Here is an 18,443-nt window from a genome sequence, read left to right as displayed (position 1 = left end):
GATCAATGACGCGTTTAACGTTGGCCAGAAATGGTGCTAACCGCGGCCATTTCAGCGGCTTCTTGCTCTTGTTTTTCTTTGCGCTCGCGGGCGTCGAGCACTTCTTTGTTAATCAGTCCTTCTTCTACTTCGCGTAGAGAGAGCACAGTGTACTTGTCGTTTTCTTCTGCGACTAAGGCGTCTTTACCACCGGTTTGTAGTTGGCGGGCGCGGCGAGCCGCAACCAGAACGAGATCGAAACGGTTACCAATTTTTTCAACGGCGTCTTGAACAGTTACGCGTGCCATGAAGGACTCCAGCTATGTAATAAACAGGTCTTAAAGTGACCGAAAAGTATACAAAAGGCCGCGGCCTATTGCTAGTTCTGTACTGCAATACGGCCACGTCTCAATATTAGGGTTAGTCGGCCAGCAGGTCGCCGATCATTGCATGGAATTTGCTGGCTTGCTTGGTTTGCCCCATCCGCTCTGCGCGAACGATGGCCTTAATATCCATTAATGCGACATCAAAGTCATCATTAATAATCAAGTAATCGTAATCAGCATAGTGAGAGATCTCCGAACGCGCCTCTTGCATGCGTTTGGCAATGACCTCATCACTGTCTTGGCCACGCGTGGTCAGGCGGCGTTCCAGCTCTTCACGGCTCGGCGGTAAAATAAAAATACTTTTACTTGCGGGCATTTGCTGACGAATTTGCTCCGCCCCTTGCCAATCGATATCAAGAAAAATATCGACGCCATTGTTGAGCATTTTTTCAATCCACACGCGAGAGGTGCCGTAGTAGTTACCGAATACCTCTGCATGCTCTAAAAAAGCACCTTGGTCGATTAAGGCCTTAAATGCTTCTACCTCAACAAAGTGATAATGCACGCCATCTTCTTCTCCCGGACGCATAGCGCGGGTGGTGTGCGACACCGACACTTTCATGTCATAACGTGGGTTATCATTCAGTAGCGCTGAAATCAGGCTAGATTTGCCCGCGCCACTGGGGGCGGAAACAATGTAAAGCGTACCTTGACTCATGGATTGATCACTTTCACTGGCTGACCCCCATCCGCAGTATAGCGCATACGGATGGGCGTCGATCGACGAATAGATGTTTGTCTCCCGTGGGAGGCGCGCAGGGTAGCACGAACCTGCGGGGATTTGAACGGGATTGAAGTGAAAGAAGCCGTCAGTCATTGGCCAATGTTATGCGCCCCTCGCTTTATCGATTGATTTAATCATGTATTTTGCCTTGATACCACAACATCGCTTGCCTACAGGGCTGCCAGTTTTTTTTCCGTTTACATACGGTTTTGCTATGCTGTCTCGATAGTTGAACAAGCATTCAATTATCTCACCAATTTCAACGACAGTAAGGAGTACCCGTTGAATACCTCATCGAAAACGACCCTGAGCTTGACTGCTGCTGCACTGAGCGTGGCCAGTGCCTTCTCTTTTTCCTCTGTGGCGCAAGCCAGTGACCGTGCGTTAAGTGAACAGCTTGGCATTGCCGATCACGCTGTGATTGCTCACCGTGGCGATTCCTACAACGCGCCAGAATCCACTTTGCCAGCTTATCAGCTTGCGTGTGAAGTCGGCGCTGATTATCTCGAGCTTGACCTGCAGCGCACAAAAGACGGCAAACTGATCGCGGTACATGACGATAATCTCAAGCGCAACACCAATATTGAGACAGTCTATCCTGAGCGTGCCGACGACCCGGTCAACACCTTTACTTGGGCAGAGCTGGAAAAACTGGATGCCGGTAGCTGGTATAATGAATCGTACCCAGAACGTGCGCGTGAAAGCTTCCGCGGTTTGCAGCTAGTGACGCTGGATCAAGTACGTGAAATCGCCGAAGACTGCGCGCATCAGCGGTCTTTACATCGAGACCAAGGTGCCTGAGTTCTTCCCTGGCATTGAGCAGGACTTGAAAGACGATCTCACCAAGCATGGCTGGTTGGATGACGAGGCCAAGGGCAAAGTCATCTTGCAGACCTTTAATAAATCGAGCCTGGAAGCACTGCAAGATGTGATGCCGAATGTGCCAAAAATTTTGCTGCTCTGGGCAGGTGATGGCTACATTCCTACCAAAGACAGCGCGCCGAAAGCGGACGATGAGTCTTACGCCCAGTACTATGCACGTCAGGAAGTAGCGTCGAAAGCGGCCTACGCAGAGTGGTTGGATTATGCCAAGGATCACGGCGCCATCGGGGTGGGGCCTTCAGGTACGCAAGCCAACTTTGATGATGCTTGGTCAAGCCAGTTTAGCTATATGGATCTGGCGAAAAGCTGGATGGTGGATATGAGCCATGAAAAAGGCTTATTGATGCACATGTATACCCTGGATGATGGCGAGGACATGATTCGCTACCGTGATCGCGGCGTCGATGGCTTCTTTACCAACCGTCCTAACGTGGCAGTCAAAACCTTAACCGGCAGTGACGGTAAAGACATCGAAGCGACCTTAACGCAACTGGGTTATTAACCCCGCGCGTTAACTGTATTTACCTTTTGAGCCCGCCTGTTATTAGCGGGCTTTTTTAGTTGGGGCGAACGCTAGAGGGGTTGACGATCGGCTTATTTCGCTAAGCAGACCCTTCGCGCCATGGATGGCGCGGCGGAGCCTCCAGGGAAGGATTGACGGCGTGTCTGTGTGCGAACTGAGCCGATGCCCCAAGGTTAACGTTTTGGCTCTCTACGCGCTCGCCATCAGTTTGGCTAGCGTGCGTCGGTACATGCCATAAGCCACTGCACCCGCAAGGAGGTTACCGATTAAGGCACCGGCAAACAGGCCAAACAGCTCGCCAATTTGTGCCCCCAGCCAGAGACAGGGCAGGAAGAAAGCAAACAAACGGAGCGCAGAAATGGTTAGGGCGGTGTACGAGCGGCCTAATGCATTGGTAATCGACACCATCAACATACACACTCCAAGTGCCCCAAGGCTAAAGGGCACCAGGGTAAGGTGGGTGTACAAGATATCGGTGACTTGTTGATCACTGGTCATCAAGTCCGCTAAGGGAGCGGCGGCAAGCCAAGTGACCACGGCGATCAGAAGTTGAGACCCAAGAATGAATTGGCACGCGAGTTTCACTAAATGCTTTACTTCGGTTAAATCGCCTTTACCCAGCAAGCGGCCCACCATGGGGGCATCGACATGGTTAATGCCAGCACCGAGACAATGGCGAAAAACTCAAAGCGTGAACCCAGCGCCCAAGCGGCCACCGCGGCAGAGCCAAAACTCGCAAGCAACTTAGTTGCCAACATCGATGATACCGGCGGCAGCAGCTGGCTGATCATCGCTGGCCCCATAATGTGACCAATCGACCCCACACTCTGCTTAACGTTGACGTCATGCCAATCAAAAGAAACCCAACCTTTGCCGAACACGCGAGGCGCGACAATGGCGATACCACTACCAAAGGCAATTAACGTCGCCACGGCAGCACCATTGATGCCCCAATCAAGCCAAAAAATAAAGACAGGATCGAGGGCGAGGTTTAATAAGCTGGTGACCACCATCATCGAGCCGGGCAGCACGGTATTGCCGTTGGCGCGTGCCAGGCTATAAAAGAAGTAAAGCACCGCGCCTGTCCACGCACTGACGAGCCAAATCGGCCAGTAGCTATCAATCACCGGAAAAACATTATCCGGGGCGTCGAGCAACATCAAGATCGGATGGCGCAAGGCGTAAAGCAAGCCGGCAAACAAAGCAACGCCAGCAGTGCCGATAAACAAAATCAAACCGCCGAGTTGTTTGGCGTAACGGCACTGATCGGCGCCGAGCGCGCGCGAGATCACGGCGGTAGTGGCAATTCCGAGACCGACTTGCAACCCGATAATGATCATTTGAACCGGTAAGGTGAAACCTTGAGCGGCAAGAGGGAGAACACCCAGCTGGCCGATAAATGCACTGTCTACTAATTGAAAGCTCATCAGCGACAGCACCCCAAACAGCATCGGCAGGGTGGTAGAAAACAAACGCTTGGCGCGAGAGACAGATTCCATCAGGCACTCTTTACATTAACAGGGTGAAAAAAGCCGAGCATTGGCATGCTCGGCATAATCGCACCAATTGTAGAGGATTAATGAAAATTACCAACCCTAATGAATGCGGGTATTCCGTGCTGAAGGAATCAGCATGATCTTGGCGGCTGGGTGGTGATAAAGCGCTCAACCGCAAACAACGATGAGTGCTAGTGATTAATGCTGGTTATTTGAGGTTACTGCCGGACAAGTCACTATCTATTACGCGATGAACCTGATGAATGGATATGGACATGAGCATTTAAGTCGGAGGTTTCTGTCTTCTAAACAAGGCAGGCATGGTGGTGGGGTATTAATGAGAGAAGACATTGCTGGATATAATAGCTAGATTAAATGTCAGTTTTATTGCATTTTTAACCAAACCTTTTTGACTATTGATTGAAATATTTATTGCTTTTGGTGATAAGTAAGTTAGCACAACGCGGTAAAATATACGGGGTGATATTCATCGTCTTGTAGCAAAAAAATCACTTCTGACAGGTTGTTATCGTTGATTGTGACCAAGATTCAAGATAATTATAGACCACTTTATGTAAGTGTGTAATACGGATTGTCGCTTTCAGCGCTTAGGATGGCCAGAGAGCACAACGGCAGGTGCAGTGGCCTGCAAAAATATCAGACAGTTAACAGGGAGTAGTGGACTATGCTGTCGTACTTTATACGTCGGTTTCTTTTAGTGATACCGACGTTTCTTGGGATCACCATCTTGATTTTTGGCATCACGCGTCTTGTGCCCGGCGGCCCGGTTGAGCGAATGATGACACAAATGCAAGCGCAAGGTGACGGCGGATCGAGCTTGCAACGTGCAGGCGATAGTTCTGCATTGTCTGACGCGCAAATGGAAGACTTGCGCGCCTTTTATGGTCTCGACAAACCCGTCGTTGAAGCCTATATGGGATTGGTTGGGGAAGTTGGCCAATTTTGATTTAGGCGAGTCGACCCGCTACTACGAGCCGGTCGCGGACATGATTGCCGAGCGCCTGCCCGTCTCGCTATTTTACGGCGGGATGACCTTCTTTATTAGTTATTTTATCTCCCTCCCGCTCGGTTATTACAAAGCCCTCAAACACGGCTCGGTGTTTGATTCCTCCTCCTCGGTGCTGATTTTTATTGGCTTTGCCTTGCCCGGCTATGTGGTGGGGGTATTGTTGATCACCTTATTCAGCTATCACCTGGAATGGTTCCCGATGGGCGGCTTTGTTGGTGATGCCTACTACGACGCCACCAGCTTTTGGGAGCGCGCCAAAGACGTGATGTGGCACGCGGTGCTGCCGCTGATTTGTTATCTGATTGGTGACTTTGCCACTTTGACCATGACGATGAAAAACAACCTGATGGAAAACCTCTCCGCGGATTATATCCGCACCGCGATAGCCAAGGGGTTACCGTTCCGCTCGGCGGTACGCAAGCACGCGCTACGCAATAGCTTGATCCCGATAGCCAGTCACTTTGGTAATTCCTTGCTGTTCTTTATGACGGGGGCGTTTTTGATTGAAGTGATTTTCAACATCAACGGTATCGGCTTACTCGGCTATGAGTCCATTATGGAGCGCGACTATCCGGTGGTGATGGGGATTGTCGCCATCAATGCACTGTTGCTGCTGGCGGGCAATATTATCTCTGATATCTGCGTTGCCTTGATTGACCCTCGTGTGAAGTTTGGATCTTGATATGTTGAAGATGAGCCCTTTAACCCAAAAGAAAATCCGCAGTTTTAAGCAAATTAAACGCGGCTACTGGTCGTTTATTATCTTGACCACCATGTTGGTGTTATCACTGTTTGCCGAGCTGTTTATCAACAGTAAAGCGTTAATGGTTAAATACGATGGCGACTATTATTTCCCGGTCGTGAGTGATGTGTACTTAGCACGCGACTTTGGTCAAGTGGGTACTAGCGAAGCCAATTATCGTCAGCTTGATAAGGCTTTCGAGGCACAAGGCGGCGACAATTATGTATTAATGCCACTGGTGCCGTGGAATCCCCTCGAGCAAGATTTTAGTGGTGATTTTCCACCCACGGCCCCCAATGCTGAACATCAGCATTATCTGGGTACTGATGATATTGGTCGCGACATTCTCGCCCGCTTAGTGTACGGCTTTCGTATTGCCATGGGCTTTGCGTTGCTGACCATGGCCGCGTCTTACGCGATTGGCACGGCTGTCGGCTGTGCAATGGGGTTTTGGGGTGGCAAGTTTGATTTGTTTTTCCAACGCTTTATCGAGGTTTGGTCGATGGTGCCGTTTTTGTACGTGATCATGATTCTGGTCTCGATTCTCCAGCCCACCTTTGCCTTGTTCGTTGCGATTAATGTGCTATTCGGTTGGATGGCGATCACCTGGTATATGCGCACCATGACCTATAAAGAGTCGTCGCGTGATTATGTGATGGCGGCGCGCGCGCTGGGCGCCTCTACCAGCCGGATCCTGTTTCGCCATATTTTGCCCAATACTATGGTGATGATTGTGACCTTGGCGCCGTTTACTATCGCGCTCAATATTACCGCGCTAACGGCACTGGATTATCTCGGTCTGGGGCTGATGCCGCCGACGCCAAGCTGGGGTGAGCTGTTGCAGCAAGGCAAATCCAACCTGGATGCGCCATGGATTGTGGCCTCTGTGGTGTCATCTCTGGTGTTGGTGCTGGTGATGGTGACCTTCATTGGTGAAGCGGTGCGCGCTGCCTTCGATCCGAAAAAATTCACCCGCTATGACTGATTGTAAATAGAACAAGCATCTTTAAATATAACAAGCAATGTGTACATCAAGATAAGGACGTCACGATGAAAAAACTGATCCTTGCTACTTCCGTCTCCCTGTTTAGCCTCAGCGGCTGGGCGGCGGATTTGCCCGACAACTTGAATTGGCAAACCAACTGGGATGCGCCCAAAATCGGCTCACCTGAGGCAAAGCAGGGCGGTACATTGCGTACCCATTTGCAGAGTTTTCCGCAGACATTACGCACCGTGGGGCCGGATTCAAACTCAGGCCTACGCAGTTATTTTCTTGATGAAATGCCCTCGCTGGTAAAGCGCCACCCAGACACGTTGGAATGGATCCCGGATTTGGCCAACGAGTGGGCCTATGGGGGTGATCATAAAACCATCTATTTTAAGCTCAACCTGAGGCAACCTGGTCGGATGGCGAGCCAATGACCGCCGATGATTTTGTCTTTATGATGCAGTTTTATCGCTCTAAAGACATCGTTGCCCCTTGGTACAACGATTACTACACCAACACCATTGGTGCGGTAGAGAAAATCGATGCGCATACTGTTGCTATCTCGAGTGCCACAGAGAAAAACCAAGAGGAGTTGATGTATACCTTGGGTAGTTTGGTCCCACGTCCTGCGCATTTTTACGCCAACCCGCGCAAAGATGAAAACCAAGACGGCATTGCCGATGACTACGTGCGTCGTTATAACTTTAAAGCCGAGCCCACCATGGGGCCATATGAACTGGGCCGTGTGCAAAAAGGACGTCGACTCACCTTTAATCATGTCGATGATTGGTGGGGCTATACCAACCCCTATTATCAACATCGCTACAATGTTGAGCGTATTCGGATACGCGTGATCCGCGACAACGACATTGCCATGAAGCACTTTGAAAAAGGCAACTTGGATGTGTTCGATTTGGTTCTTCCTGATATTTGGCACGAAAAAACCCAATCTGACCCTTATAAAAAAGGCTATATCACCAAGTTTTGGGGGTATAACGAAGTGCCGGTTGGCGCGGGCGGTTTGTGGATGAACTCGGCCATGCCACTGCTGGATGATAGCCATGTCCGCAAAGGCATTCTCTATGCCACCGATTTTGACGGCATGATTGAAAAAATCACCCGTGGCGATTATTCGCGTAAACCGCATGCAATGGGCTTTGGCCATGGTGAATACGACAATGATGGTGCGACACCGCCTGCGTTCGACCCTGAAAAAGCGATCAGCTATTTCGAACAAGCCGGCTTTGATCAAGTGGGCCCCGATGGTATTCGTGTTAACGACAAAGGCGAGCGTTTAAGCTTTGCCATCACCTACGGGTATCAACAGCACACACCACGCATTGCTTACTTAAAAGAGCAGGCCAAGCAAGCAGGCTTAGAATTTACCATTAACCTGGTCGATGGCTCATCGGCGTTTAAATACGTGCTGGAGAAAAAGCACCAGTTAGCCTTTCTTAATATGGGCACTTCGGAAATTCCAGCCTATTGGGAGCATTTCCACTCGGACAACGCCAATAAAAAGCAAACTAACAACCACACCAATTACAGTTCCCCGGCGCTGGATACGCTGATCATGGCGTACAAGACCGAGTTCGACATGGCGAAGAAATACCAGCTGTCGCACCAGATCCGCGCGAAGATCTCAGAAGCCAGTGTGATTGTGCCCGGATACATGGTGCCCTATGTGCGCCAGGGCTTTTGGCGTTATGTGCAAATCCCAGACAACGCGATGACTAAGCGCACCGAAAACATGGTCACCAGTGGCCGCGTGATGGGCTTTGGCACCTTCTGGATTGATGAAGCGATGAAAGACGCCACCGAAGCGGCGATGGACGATGATAAAGCTTTTGAGCCGACAACCATCATTGATGATAGATATAAGCTGTAGAGGCGATTATGACCCAGGATGTCATTCTTTCGGTTAAGGATTTGACCGTTAATTTTACCACTGACGATGGCCCCCGTGAGGTACTTCACGGGGTGAGCTTTGACGTAAAAGCCGGGCGTACGCTCGGCTTAGTAGGCGAGTCGGGCAGCGGCAAAAGTGTCACGGCCATGTCGATCATGGGTCTGCTCCCCAAGCCTTACGGACAGGTGACGGGCGGCGAAATCTTGTACCGCGGGACGGATTTGGTGACCTTGCCAGCCAAAGAGCGCTATGCGATGCGTGGTAATCGGATCTCGATTATCTTTCAAGACCCGATGACGGCGCTGAACCCCGTGCATACCATTGGCCGACAAATCAATGAAGTCTTGATGTTGCATCGCGCCGAGCTGGATAAAAAAGCCCGTTATGCCTGCGCCTTGGATATGATGAACAAGGTAAAAATTCCGTTACCCGAAAAACGTCTTAATGAATATCCGCATAACCTGTCTGGTGGGATGCGCCAGCGGGTGATGATCGCGATGGCGCTGGCCTGTAAGCCAGATATCTTGATTTGTGATGAACCAACCACCGCGTTGGATGTGACGGTGCAGGCGTCGATTTTGGATTTGATTAACGAGCTGCAAGAAGAAACCGGCATGGCGGTGATTTTTATCACCCATGATCTGGGGGTAGTCGCCGAGGTATGTGACGATGTGGCGGTGATGTATGACGCCAAATTCGCGAACGGGCCGATATTTTTACACTCTTTGATCATCCATCCCATCCTTATACCAAGCGTTTGTTGGGATTAATGCCGGGGCGCACCCATCAACCCAAACAGATGATTGATATTCGTCCGTTGGAAGACTTTGATGCTACGCCATCATCCACGTAGTTGCAGGAGAACGAGATGAGCAAGGAAGTCCTCAGAGTAGAAAATCTGAAGCAGTATTTTGTCTCGGGCAAAGGCCTGCTTCGTCAAGGCTACACCATTAAAGCCGTCGATGGCGTATCGCTGTCGGTGTCACAAGGTGAAACACTCGGGCTGGTGGGTGAATCGGGATGTGGCAAAAGTACCCTTGGCCGTACCATGCTCAAGCTGTTTGAGCCCACCGAAGGGAAGATCTTTTTTGAAGGCAAAGATATCACTAAATTGTCGCCACGCCAGATGCGGCCATTGCGCAAAGACATGCAGATTGTCTTTCAAGACCCGCTCGAGTCGCTAAATCAGCGCCATACCATCGGCGGGATCTTAGAAGAGCCCTTTATTATTCACAATGTTGGTACCGCCAAAGCGCGTCGCCAATGGGTGCTTGAGCTACTAGATAAAGTCGGCTTGCCCCACGATGCGGTTAACCGCTACCCGCATGAATTCTCGGGCGGACAGCGCCAGCGGATTGGTATTGCGCGGGCGATTGCCCTTAAGCCTAAACTGCTGATTTGTGATGAATCCGTCTCCGCACTGGATGTATCGGTGCAGGCACAAATTCTTAATCTACTGCTGAAACTCCAGCAAGAGATGAACTTGGCGATGATTTTTATTTCGCACGATTTATCGGTGGTTCGTCATATCTCCGATAAGGTAGCGGTGATGTACTTTGGCCATGTGGTGGAAGAAGGGCCGACTGAAACCGTCTACCATCAGCCGCAGCACGAGTACACGCAAACGCTACTTTCAGCGATTCCGATCACCCATCCCAAATACCGCAAACACAAACGCCTCGCTGAGCAACCGGTGGGCGAAAAAAAGCCTGAAACGGTCAGTTAAGTGCACGCCCCTGTCTAATGAGAGGGGCGGTGGTCAATACCTGAGTGTAAGGATATTGACATACTGTACGACTTCGTCCAATCTTTGAATATTATGACATATGGATAACCGTATATCAGAATGTTTGATCGATATTTCCAAGTATTTTCAGGCACCTCCCAGCTTAATCGTCTGTTGTGGTTAGAGTAAGAGCAACAGCGCGATGGTGCGCCGCAGAGCCGTGAGTTGTCGATGTTCGGACAAAATAAAACAGAAGCGAGCGATCTCATCATTCGCTGATTTGCATTGATTGTAATGATTTTTCTGTTTTTGCAGAAAGCAGTTGATGCGTACCCTTGATATGAAAAAAGGCGACAAAAATGACCACAGTTACCGTTTATGATCCCCCCATGTGTTGCTCAACTGGCATTTGTGGCACCGATGTCGAACAACAGCTGATAACCTTTGCCGCTGATTTGGACTGGCTGAAAAGCCAAGGCGTCACTGTGCGGCGAATTAACCTGAGCCAGGAACCCACCGCGTTCACAATGAACGAGGAAATAAACGTATTGATGCAGACGTCGGGCGGTGATGATCTTCCGGCCATCCTGGTAGACGGTAAGATGGTTTCCAAAGCGCGCTACCCAGACCGTAAGGAAATGGCCGCCTTGAGCAATCTGCCGTTTGAGGATCAGGCTACCGCCGCTCCCGCCACCTCCTGTGGCGCTTCAAACACGAAAAGTACTTGCTGCTAAGGATAGCCTGAATGTTTAAAAACCTGCCTAAATTTTTATTTTTCACCGGCAAAGGGGGCGTTGGTAAAACCTCTCTGGCTTGTGCAACTTCTGTTAATCTTGCCGATTTGGGGCAAAAAGTATTGCTGGTAAGCACCGATCCGGCGTCTAACGTGGGTCAGGTATTCGACACCCGTATTGGCAACCACATTAAGCCGATTGCCAATGTGCCCGGGCTCGAAGCTCTGGAAATTGATCCCGAAGCGGCGGCGGAAGATTATCGTGAGCGGATCCTTGGTCCGATACGGGCCAGCCTGCCGGAGAAAGCCGTCGCCAGCATCCAAGAACAGTTGTCGGGTGCTTGCACCACTGAGATTGCAGCCTTTGATGAATTCACTGCGCTATTGACGGATGCGGCACTGACTGAGCGCTACGATCATATTATTTTCGACACCGCGCCCACCGGCCACACCATCCGACTGCTCAAGCTACCGGGGGCCTGGAGCGGATTCTTGGAAACTGGCGGCGATGCTTCCTGCCTGGGGCCACTGGCTGGGCTGGATAAACAGCGTGAACGCTACGCTGCGGCTGTGCAAAGTCTTTCTGATCCGGATCTGACTCGCCTGGTTTTGGTGGCTCGACCTCGGACAAGCTCAATGCTTGAAGCCACGCGCACTCACCGGGAGCTGGCTGATATCGGCATCCTTAATCAGCATCTCGCTGTTAACGGCATGATGCCAGCAGAAACGTCGAATGATGCCTTAGCCGCGAGCATGATTGAGCGTGAACGCACCGCCGTGGAAAAGGCCGACTCAGCGCTCGCGGGGTTACCGCAAAGTCACTTCTACCTGCGCCCGGAAAATCTGGTGGGGTTAGATGCGTTGCGGCGTATGAATCAGCCGATTGAAACTCTGCACTCCCAACCTACTCGGAGCGCGCTGGATAATCTGCCACCCCTGTTCCACCTGGTTGACGACATTGAGGCCGACGGTAAAGGCTTGGTGATGACCATGGGCAAAGGCGGGGTAGGCAAAACGACTATTGCAGCGGCCGTTGCCGTAGAGCTGGCCGCCCGTGGCCACGAGGTATTACTGACCACCATCGACCCAGCGGCCCACCTAACCGAAACGCTTGCGGGTGATGTCGATAACTTGACTGTCAGCCGCATTGACCCTGAGGTAGAAACCCAGGTTTACCGCGATCACATTATGGCAACCCGTGGGGCGAGTTTGGATGCCGAGGGCCGCAAAATGCTGGAGGAGGATCTGCGATCTCCCTGCACCGAGGAAATTGCAGTGTTTCAGGCCTTTTCCAAAACGATAAGAGAAGCGGGGCGTAAATTCGTGATTATAGATACCGCTCCGACCGGACATACACTGTTACTGCTGGATGCCACCGGCTCGTACCACCGAGACATCATGCGTCATGCCGAGAAAACCAGTGCACATATGGTGACACCGATGATGCGCCTACAGGATCCGGCACAAACCAAGGTACTGATCGTGACCTTGCCAGAAGCTACCCCGGTGCTGGAAGCTGCCCGCCTACAGGATGACTTGAAAAGAGCGGAGATCACGCCTTATGCTTGGGTAGTTAACGCTAGCCTAGCCGCGACTGATACCTGTCACCCGCTACTGGTCTCTCGGGCTGGAACCGAAGTCCCCGAGATTATCCGAGTCGAAGAAACCCTGAGTGCCCGCTATTCAGTCGTTCCGATGTTGGCGGATGATCCGGTCGGGGCCACGAAATTGCGTGCGCTGATCGGGCGCTCAGCAGAACGGAAATAAACAAAGAGGGCACCTTAAGGAACCGCTATGACCCGAATTCTGTTTTTATGTGTGTCTAACTCAGCCCGCAGTCAAATGGCTGAAGGCCTAGCAAGGCAATTGCTGGGCGAAAATGGCGAGGTGATGAGCGCCGGATCCCAGCCATCGCAGGTTAACCCGCACGGCATCGCGGTCATGGCAGAAATCGGCATCGATATCAGCCAGCAACAGAGCAAATCGGTGGACACCATCGACCCAGCGACTATCGACATTGTGGTCACCTTGTGTGCCGAAGAAGTGTGCCCGGTTCTGCTTGGTAAGGTAAAGCGCCTGCACTGGCCAATTAGCGATCCGGCCAAGGAGACGAACGAAGGGACTCGTGAAGAAAGCCTTGAACGCTTTCGCACCGCTCGCGATCAGATCAAGGCCCGTATTGCGGTGCTGTCCGGATTACTCGATATGCCACCCAGTCCTTTGGCGCAAACGTTTCATGGCAGCATATGTGTTCATGATCTTCCGAGCAGTGTACGTTTTTATGCCTGGCTGTTGAATACCTGGCCTAAAGAATGGACGCATCGTGATGCGACCTTTGTTCGCGATGATCTGAACCTTAGGGTTAGCCTGTTGGTGCCAGACGGCAAAACGTTGCATCACAACACGCTCTATCCTTTGGGCATCGAAGTGGCCGACCGAGACGCCGTGATTGCCGCCTATCATCAGGCCGTCGCCTTTGGCGCATCGATTGAAACGCGACCGCGGACCATCTGGAAGGGCGCGCGACGACATGCGCTGTGGCTGATCGATCCCGATGGTACGCCGATTGAAATCTATGCCCGCTTAACCGACGCGGAGTTGGCGCACAAACCTGCTGATGAGTCACCGGAGTGGCTGGTACCGAATACTAGACCCGATGCCGACTGATGTGGCAACCGTTGAATTTGGTGGCAGCATAGCGTCATTGAAAACAGGAAAACACAGCGCTTTTTCTAACACTACAAGAGGTCAGTAATGAAACTCGGTCGTAACGATCCTTGCCACTGTGGCAGCGGTAAAAAATATAAGCGTTGTTGTATGAACAGCGTATCCCAGCAGCATGCCCAAGTGTTTGATGACGCGGCAGCGATGCTGGCGATGAACCCAAATATGAGCATTGATGACCTCAATACCGCTTTACAGCACACAGTGCAGGATCGTAATAATCAACCCCATCCTGATTTTTGTGGCGTGACGCCAACGCAAATGGCCAATTGGCTTTATGCACCGTTTGATCAATTGCATTGGGTAAGCGTCAACACACCAGACAATCTTTCTGCTAGCCCGGTGATGCGCTATTTGGCCCTCATTTTAGATGAAGCCCTGGCACACGAAGGCGCATTTAAAGCCACCAGCAAAGGCAATTTACCCGCAAAGTTAGTCAAACAGGCCAGTGAATTATTGCCTGAGTTTTCTGTTGCTCAATACCAACGCAACATCAGTATCAGCGAGTTTGCGGGCAGTAACGAAGATAAATTTAATGCCTTGCACTACACCCGAGTGCTGGCCGAAATTAGCGGTATTATCTACCGACGCAGCGGCCGTTATCATGTGAAAAAATCCGCGCAAAAACAGTATCAAGAACTGGGTATACAAGCGTTCTTTAAACCGATGTTAGAAGCTGCAATCAGTAAATATAATTGGGGATATTTAGATAGCTTTGAATGCGATGTCGATTTGCGCACCTTTGGGGTATTTATGTTGTGGCGCATACAAGCACATCACAGCGTCGACCAGCTTGTTCAAGAAGTGATGATTGCCTTCCCCGATGTGCTAACCGCATTCCCAGCGGACGATTATGCCCCGCCGGAAGCGTTGTTAAGCGGACTCATCGAAACGCGATTTATTGAGCGCTTTTTGCAGTTTTGGGGATTTGTGACGATGGATCCAAGGCGTTTTATAAACGGCGAGCGCATCGCGATAACCGTTCAGGCTCAGCCGCTATTAGAGCAAACCTTTCAGTTCACCATTAACGTATAAAAAGGACATCGTGAGCGAATATCAATACTATCGGTTCGAGCGTGTAGATGGGTATTTAGACAGCAACGCGCGCCAAGCACTCAGAGCCATTTCACGTCGTGCTGACATCACGGCAACGTCTTTCCAGGTGGTTTATAACTTTAGTGATCTAAAGGCTAAGGCATATGAGATCATGCTAAAGCACTTCGATATCGGTTTTTACTATGCCAACTGGGGCTCGATGGATGCCTACATCAAACTACCTGCCGGGACGATACCGGATGCCATGCTTGGGCTTTCAACCGATGGCTTTAATGTTCATCAAACCGGTGGGTGGCAATTGCTCACTTTCTCTATCGAAGACCATGACGGATATTTTGATGATGAAGATGCGGACGATTTTTTCCTGCATTTAGCCGGTTTACGAAATGCGTTAATCCAGGGTGACTGGCGCCTTATTTACTTTATGTGGCTCAAAGCGCTAGATACCAATGATGAGGAGGAGCTTGACGCGATACCGTTAATCCAATTCGATTTTGAGCGCCTCAGCGAAGGGTTACAGGCTTTTGCTGCGCTGTATGCGACTCCCTTACCTTGGGTTAAAGCGCTTACGATGGTGCTGAATGAACAACCCAGTCACCCAGCCAAACACACCCAGCCTCAGTTTGACGATTGGCTAAAAACGCTCACGGAAGCGGAGAAAAACACGCTATTACGTACGCTATTTGAGCAAGGCCAATTAACTCGTCACCAAGCCGTAGCGCTGACGCGAAAAGAACCAGCTAACAAAGACGAAACCTATCAGTATTGGTTAATCCCCGACGTGTTGGCTCCCTATATTGAGACCGCACAACGACAGCTTGAGCAAGCACAAGCCGAGGCACTTGCAAAAAAACTAGCGCTTGAAAAAGCAGAAAAAGAAAAAGCCTTAATAGATCTCTACAACCAGCGTGATCACTACTGGCAGCAAGCGCACGAGCAAGCAGATAGGACGTGCCCCAGTGGCTACGATGTGGCATCACGCTATCTGCATCAGCTTTGCGAAGCCTACCAGTTTCACGGTAATTCTGCGTCCTTTGATCAGCGGTTTAAGCGCTTTGTTGCAGCTAATAGCCGTCGTAAGGCGTTGTTAAATCGCTTGAGTGATTTGCTTAAATAGTGAGGTTTGGTGGCCCAGGCTAAGCGTTGTTAGCAAAAAAACTGTCGAGTTTTGATTGGTTGAAAGCCTTTATTCCCGCCTTTAGGTCTACACATTGTTACCTATGAAGTCACTTTGTGTAGACCTCAGATGAGAGTGTGACCTAGATCTGTATTGCTATTGTTTGAAAAGTATAGAAAAGTGATCCTTTCATAGCGCCTACAACCCGTGGTTTGTAAGGTGAAACTGGCTCATCGCGTGGAAGGAAAAAATGCAGCAGGTCGGAATTTATGAGCAGCTGGTAACGCAGCTTATTGAGAGCCGTATTGATCGAGAACGATTCTATGTTGGTGAGCGAGAGCTTACCAGCAACGAGGCGTCCGTTTGGTTGTCTCGCTTTTTATCGCATGTTTTACATCATGTGCTCGACGCGGTGCCCGCCAGTGACGATCGCCTAGCTCAGCAAATAACGCTATCCAACCAATTCTTGCTGTGGCTGAAAACCCAGATCCACGATAAAGACATTATCGACGATAATCTGCTCGCGAGTCAGGGGAAAATCCTGACGGCCCTTTATGAGTTTGAGAATCCGATAGCATCTGATTTAGCGCGCTACGTGCAAGATATTTTCCCACTCACCGGTTTAACGCAAAGTGAGCTTTTTTGTGGCAGTAATGCGGGCCTTTCATTGGAGTCAGAGCTGAAAAGAGAGATTTTATCCGCAGACAAAATCTATTGGTTGGTGTCATTCATCAAGTGGGCAGGGATAAGAATTTTCCGTAAAGAGCTGGAAGCCTTTACCCGTAGTGGACGCGAGTTAAAAATCATCACCACGTCATACATGGGCGCGACAGATGCGAAAGCGGTGGAGTATTTAGCCAGTCTACCCAATACTGAGGTGAAGTTAAGCTACAATACCGAGCGCGAGCGTCTTCACGCAAAAAGCTATTTGTTTCTTCGCGAGACCGGCTATCACACCGGTTATATCGGATCGTCAAACCTCTCTCATTCTGCACTGACGAATGGTTTGGAGTGGAACCTCAAAATTACCTCGCAGGAAATTCCCCACATTATCAATAAATCACTCAGCACCTTTGAAACGTATTGGGCGTCGAATGAATTTGAGCGATTCGATGGGGATGCAAAAAGTACCGAAAAACTGAATCAAGCCCTTCGGCAGCAACGCAGTGGTGAAGAAGATGGTACTACGTTTTTCTTCGACTTGACCCCTTTCCCTCACCAGCGTGAAATCCTGGAGCAGCTGACGGTTGAACGTCAGACGCACCAACGTTTTCGCAATTTAGTGGTGGCGGCAACAGGCACAGGCAAGACACTGATCTCTGCGTTTGATTTCGCCCGTTTTTTGAAAACCCACCCTGATGCTAACTTTCTATTTGTGGCCCATCGTGAAGAAATCCTTAAGCAGGCGCGCGCGGCCTATCGAGGGGTATTACGTAACAGCACCTTTGGCGAACTATGGGTCGGTGGTCACGCGCCAGATCATTACCGCCAGTTGTTTGTCTCGATTCAAACACTGAACAACCAGCTTGATACACTCAATCTCACCGCCGATTACTATGACTACATTGTGATTGATGAAGTGCATCATATTGCCGCGAGCAGTTATCGAGCAGTTTTGTACCACTTTTCGCCGTCAATACTACTGGGTCTGACGGCGACGCCCGAGCGTCACGATGGCGGCGATATTCTCGCGGATTTTGGTGGCGTCATTGCGGCTGAGATTCGGTTGCCAGAGGCGATTAATCGGCGTCATCTTTGCCCATTCCAATATTTTGGTATTGATGATGATACCGATCTGAGGACCATTCCTTGGCAGCGTGGCCGCTATGATATTGCACAGCTGACTAATCTCTATACTTCCAACCAAGCTCGGGTGGATAAGATATTACTCAGCATGAACGAGATCATCACGGATCTTAGGCGTATGAAAGCGCTCGCTTTTTGTGTGAGTAAAGAACACGCTCAATACATGGCTCAACAGTTTTCACTTAAAGAGCTCAATGCGGATGTGTTGACCAGCGACAATCGCCATGAGCGCCAGCGAAAGCAGCAATCGCTGCGCGCCGGTGAGGTCAATGTGCTTTGTGTGGTTGATATTTTCAACGAGGGGGTCGATATCCCTGAAGTGGATACCTTATTGTTTCTGCGTCCCACCGAGAGTTTAACCATTTTTCTTCAGCAGCTAGGCCGCGGTTTACGTTTAGCCGAGGACAAGGAGTGCTGCACCGTACTGGACTTCGTCGGTCATTCGCGTCCCGAGTATGACTTTGCAAACAAGTTTCGGGCGCTGGTGGGTAAGAGCGCTCGAGCGAATTGAAACCGATGACGTACTTAGAAACAATGGAACCATTGCCCCCCATTCCCCGCTAACAATTCAACCCGGAACTGGCCCCATAGAAGGAGGGCCTGAAGGACCTTGGCCCAAAGG

11 protein-coding genes and 5 pseudogenes are annotated in these 18,443 nt (G+C 50.4%); 13 read left to right on the top strand and 3 right to left on the bottom strand.

The features are described from left to right. Nucleotides 1–14: 14 nt before the first annotated feature. Complete coding sequence (gene rpoZ / locus DZ54_RS0101685) at nucleotides 15–287, bottom strand: DNA-directed RNA polymerase subunit omega (RefSeq protein WP_025672892.1); 273 nt, start codon at nucleotides 285–287, stop codon at nucleotides 15–17. 112 nt (nucleotides 288–399) lie between these two features. Further along, nucleotides 400–1,023, bottom strand: a complete 624-nt coding sequence (gene gmk / locus DZ54_RS0101680) for a guanylate kinase (RefSeq protein ID WP_025672891.1) — start codon at nucleotides 1,021–1,023, stop codon at nucleotides 400–402. 348 nt (nucleotides 1,024–1,371) lie between these two features. Here gmk and DZ54_RS26600 point away from each other — a divergent pair, with 348 nt between their 5' ends. Continuing rightward, nucleotides 1,372–1,890 carry a glycerophosphodiester phosphodiesterase family protein gene (locus DZ54_RS26600; RefSeq protein ID WP_205619353.1) on the top strand — a complete coding sequence of 173 codons (519 nt, stop codon included), beginning with the start codon at nucleotides 1,372–1,374 and terminating at the stop codon, nucleotides 1,888–1,890. After that, nucleotides 1,832–2,473, top strand: a complete 642-nt coding sequence (locus tag DZ54_RS25400; RefSeq protein ID WP_205619352.1) for a glycerophosphodiester phosphodiesterase family protein — start codon at nucleotides 1,832–1,834, stop codon at nucleotides 2,471–2,473. Before DZ54_RS26600 ends, DZ54_RS25400 begins: the two co-directional genes overlap by 59 nt. A gap of 210 nt (nucleotides 2,474–2,683) precedes the next feature. Here DZ54_RS25400 and DZ54_RS18095 read toward each other — a convergent pair. After that, nucleotides 2,684–3,993, bottom strand: a pseudogene (locus DZ54_RS18095) (MATE family efflux transporter). A gap of 682 nt (nucleotides 3,994–4,675) precedes the next feature. On the opposite strand from DZ54_RS18095, the pseudogene DZ54_RS18090 reads away from it, so the two are divergent. From DZ54_RS18090 to DZ54_RS0101615, 11 genes and pseudogenes are all read left to right on the top strand, one after another. After that, a pseudogene (locus DZ54_RS18090) lies at nucleotides 4,676–5,702 on the top strand (ABC transporter permease). Between the two features lies 1 nt (nucleotide 5,703). Next, nucleotides 5,704–6,747, top strand: a complete 1,044-nt coding sequence (locus DZ54_RS0101660; protein WP_025672890.1) for an ABC transporter permease — start codon at nucleotides 5,704–5,706, stop codon at nucleotides 6,745–6,747. A 65-nt stretch (nucleotides 6,748–6,812) separates the two neighbouring features. Next, nucleotides 6,813–8,638 (top strand): annotated as a pseudogene (locus tag DZ54_RS18085) (extracellular solute-binding protein). A gap of 8 nt (nucleotides 8,639–8,646) precedes the next feature. After that, nucleotides 8,647–9,512: pseudogene (locus DZ54_RS18080) on the top strand (ABC transporter ATP-binding protein). 15 nt (nucleotides 9,513–9,527) lie between these two features. Then, nucleotides 9,528–10,385 (top strand): ABC transporter ATP-binding protein, encoded by an 858-nt coding sequence (locus DZ54_RS0101645; RefSeq protein ID WP_025672889.1) that lies wholly within the window; start codon nucleotides 9,528–9,530, stop codon nucleotides 10,383–10,385. Nucleotides 10,386–10,744: 359 nt separating this feature from the next. Further along, the gene (gene arsD, locus DZ54_RS0101640; RefSeq protein ID WP_025672888.1) at nucleotides 10,745–11,119 is read left to right on the top strand and encodes an arsenite efflux transporter metallochaperone ArsD; all 375 of its coding nucleotides are present in this window, start codon (nucleotides 10,745–10,747) and stop codon (nucleotides 11,117–11,119) included. An 11-nt stretch (nucleotides 11,120–11,130) separates the two neighbouring features. Then, nucleotides 11,131–12,885: an arsenical pump-driving ATPase gene (arsA, locus tag DZ54_RS0101635; RefSeq protein ID WP_025672887.1), complete on the top strand. Its 1,755-nt coding sequence runs from the start codon at nucleotides 11,131–11,133 to the stop codon at nucleotides 12,883–12,885. Between the two features lie 27 nt (nucleotides 12,886–12,912). Further along, nucleotides 12,913–13,785, top strand: a complete 873-nt coding sequence (locus DZ54_RS25395) for a VOC family protein (RefSeq protein ID WP_025672886.1) — start codon at nucleotides 12,913–12,915, stop codon at nucleotides 13,783–13,785. 87 nt (nucleotides 13,786–13,872) lie between these two features. Beyond that, on the top strand, nucleotides 13,873–14,877 hold the full coding sequence (locus tag DZ54_RS0101625) for a YecA family protein (RefSeq protein ID WP_025672885.1): 1,005 nt from the start codon (nucleotides 13,873–13,875) through the stop codon (nucleotides 14,875–14,877). Between the two features lie 10 nt (nucleotides 14,878–14,887). After that, nucleotides 14,888–16,015, top strand: a complete 1,128-nt coding sequence (locus tag DZ54_RS0101620; RefSeq protein WP_025672884.1) for a radical SAM protein — start codon at nucleotides 14,888–14,890, stop codon at nucleotides 16,013–16,015. A 250-nt stretch (nucleotides 16,016–16,265) separates the two neighbouring features. Continuing rightward, nucleotides 16,266–18,326, top strand: a pseudogene (locus DZ54_RS0101615) (DEAD/DEAH box helicase family protein); the annotation flags it as partial. Nucleotides 18,327–18,443 lie beyond the last annotated feature (117 nt).

The sequence above is a fragment of the Salinivibrio socompensis S35 genome (assembly GCF_000513715.1).
GTDB lineage: Bacteria > Pseudomonadota > Gammaproteobacteria > Enterobacterales > Vibrionaceae > Salinivibrio > Salinivibrio socompensis.
This window is presented reverse-complemented; position numbering and strand designations above follow the sequence as displayed.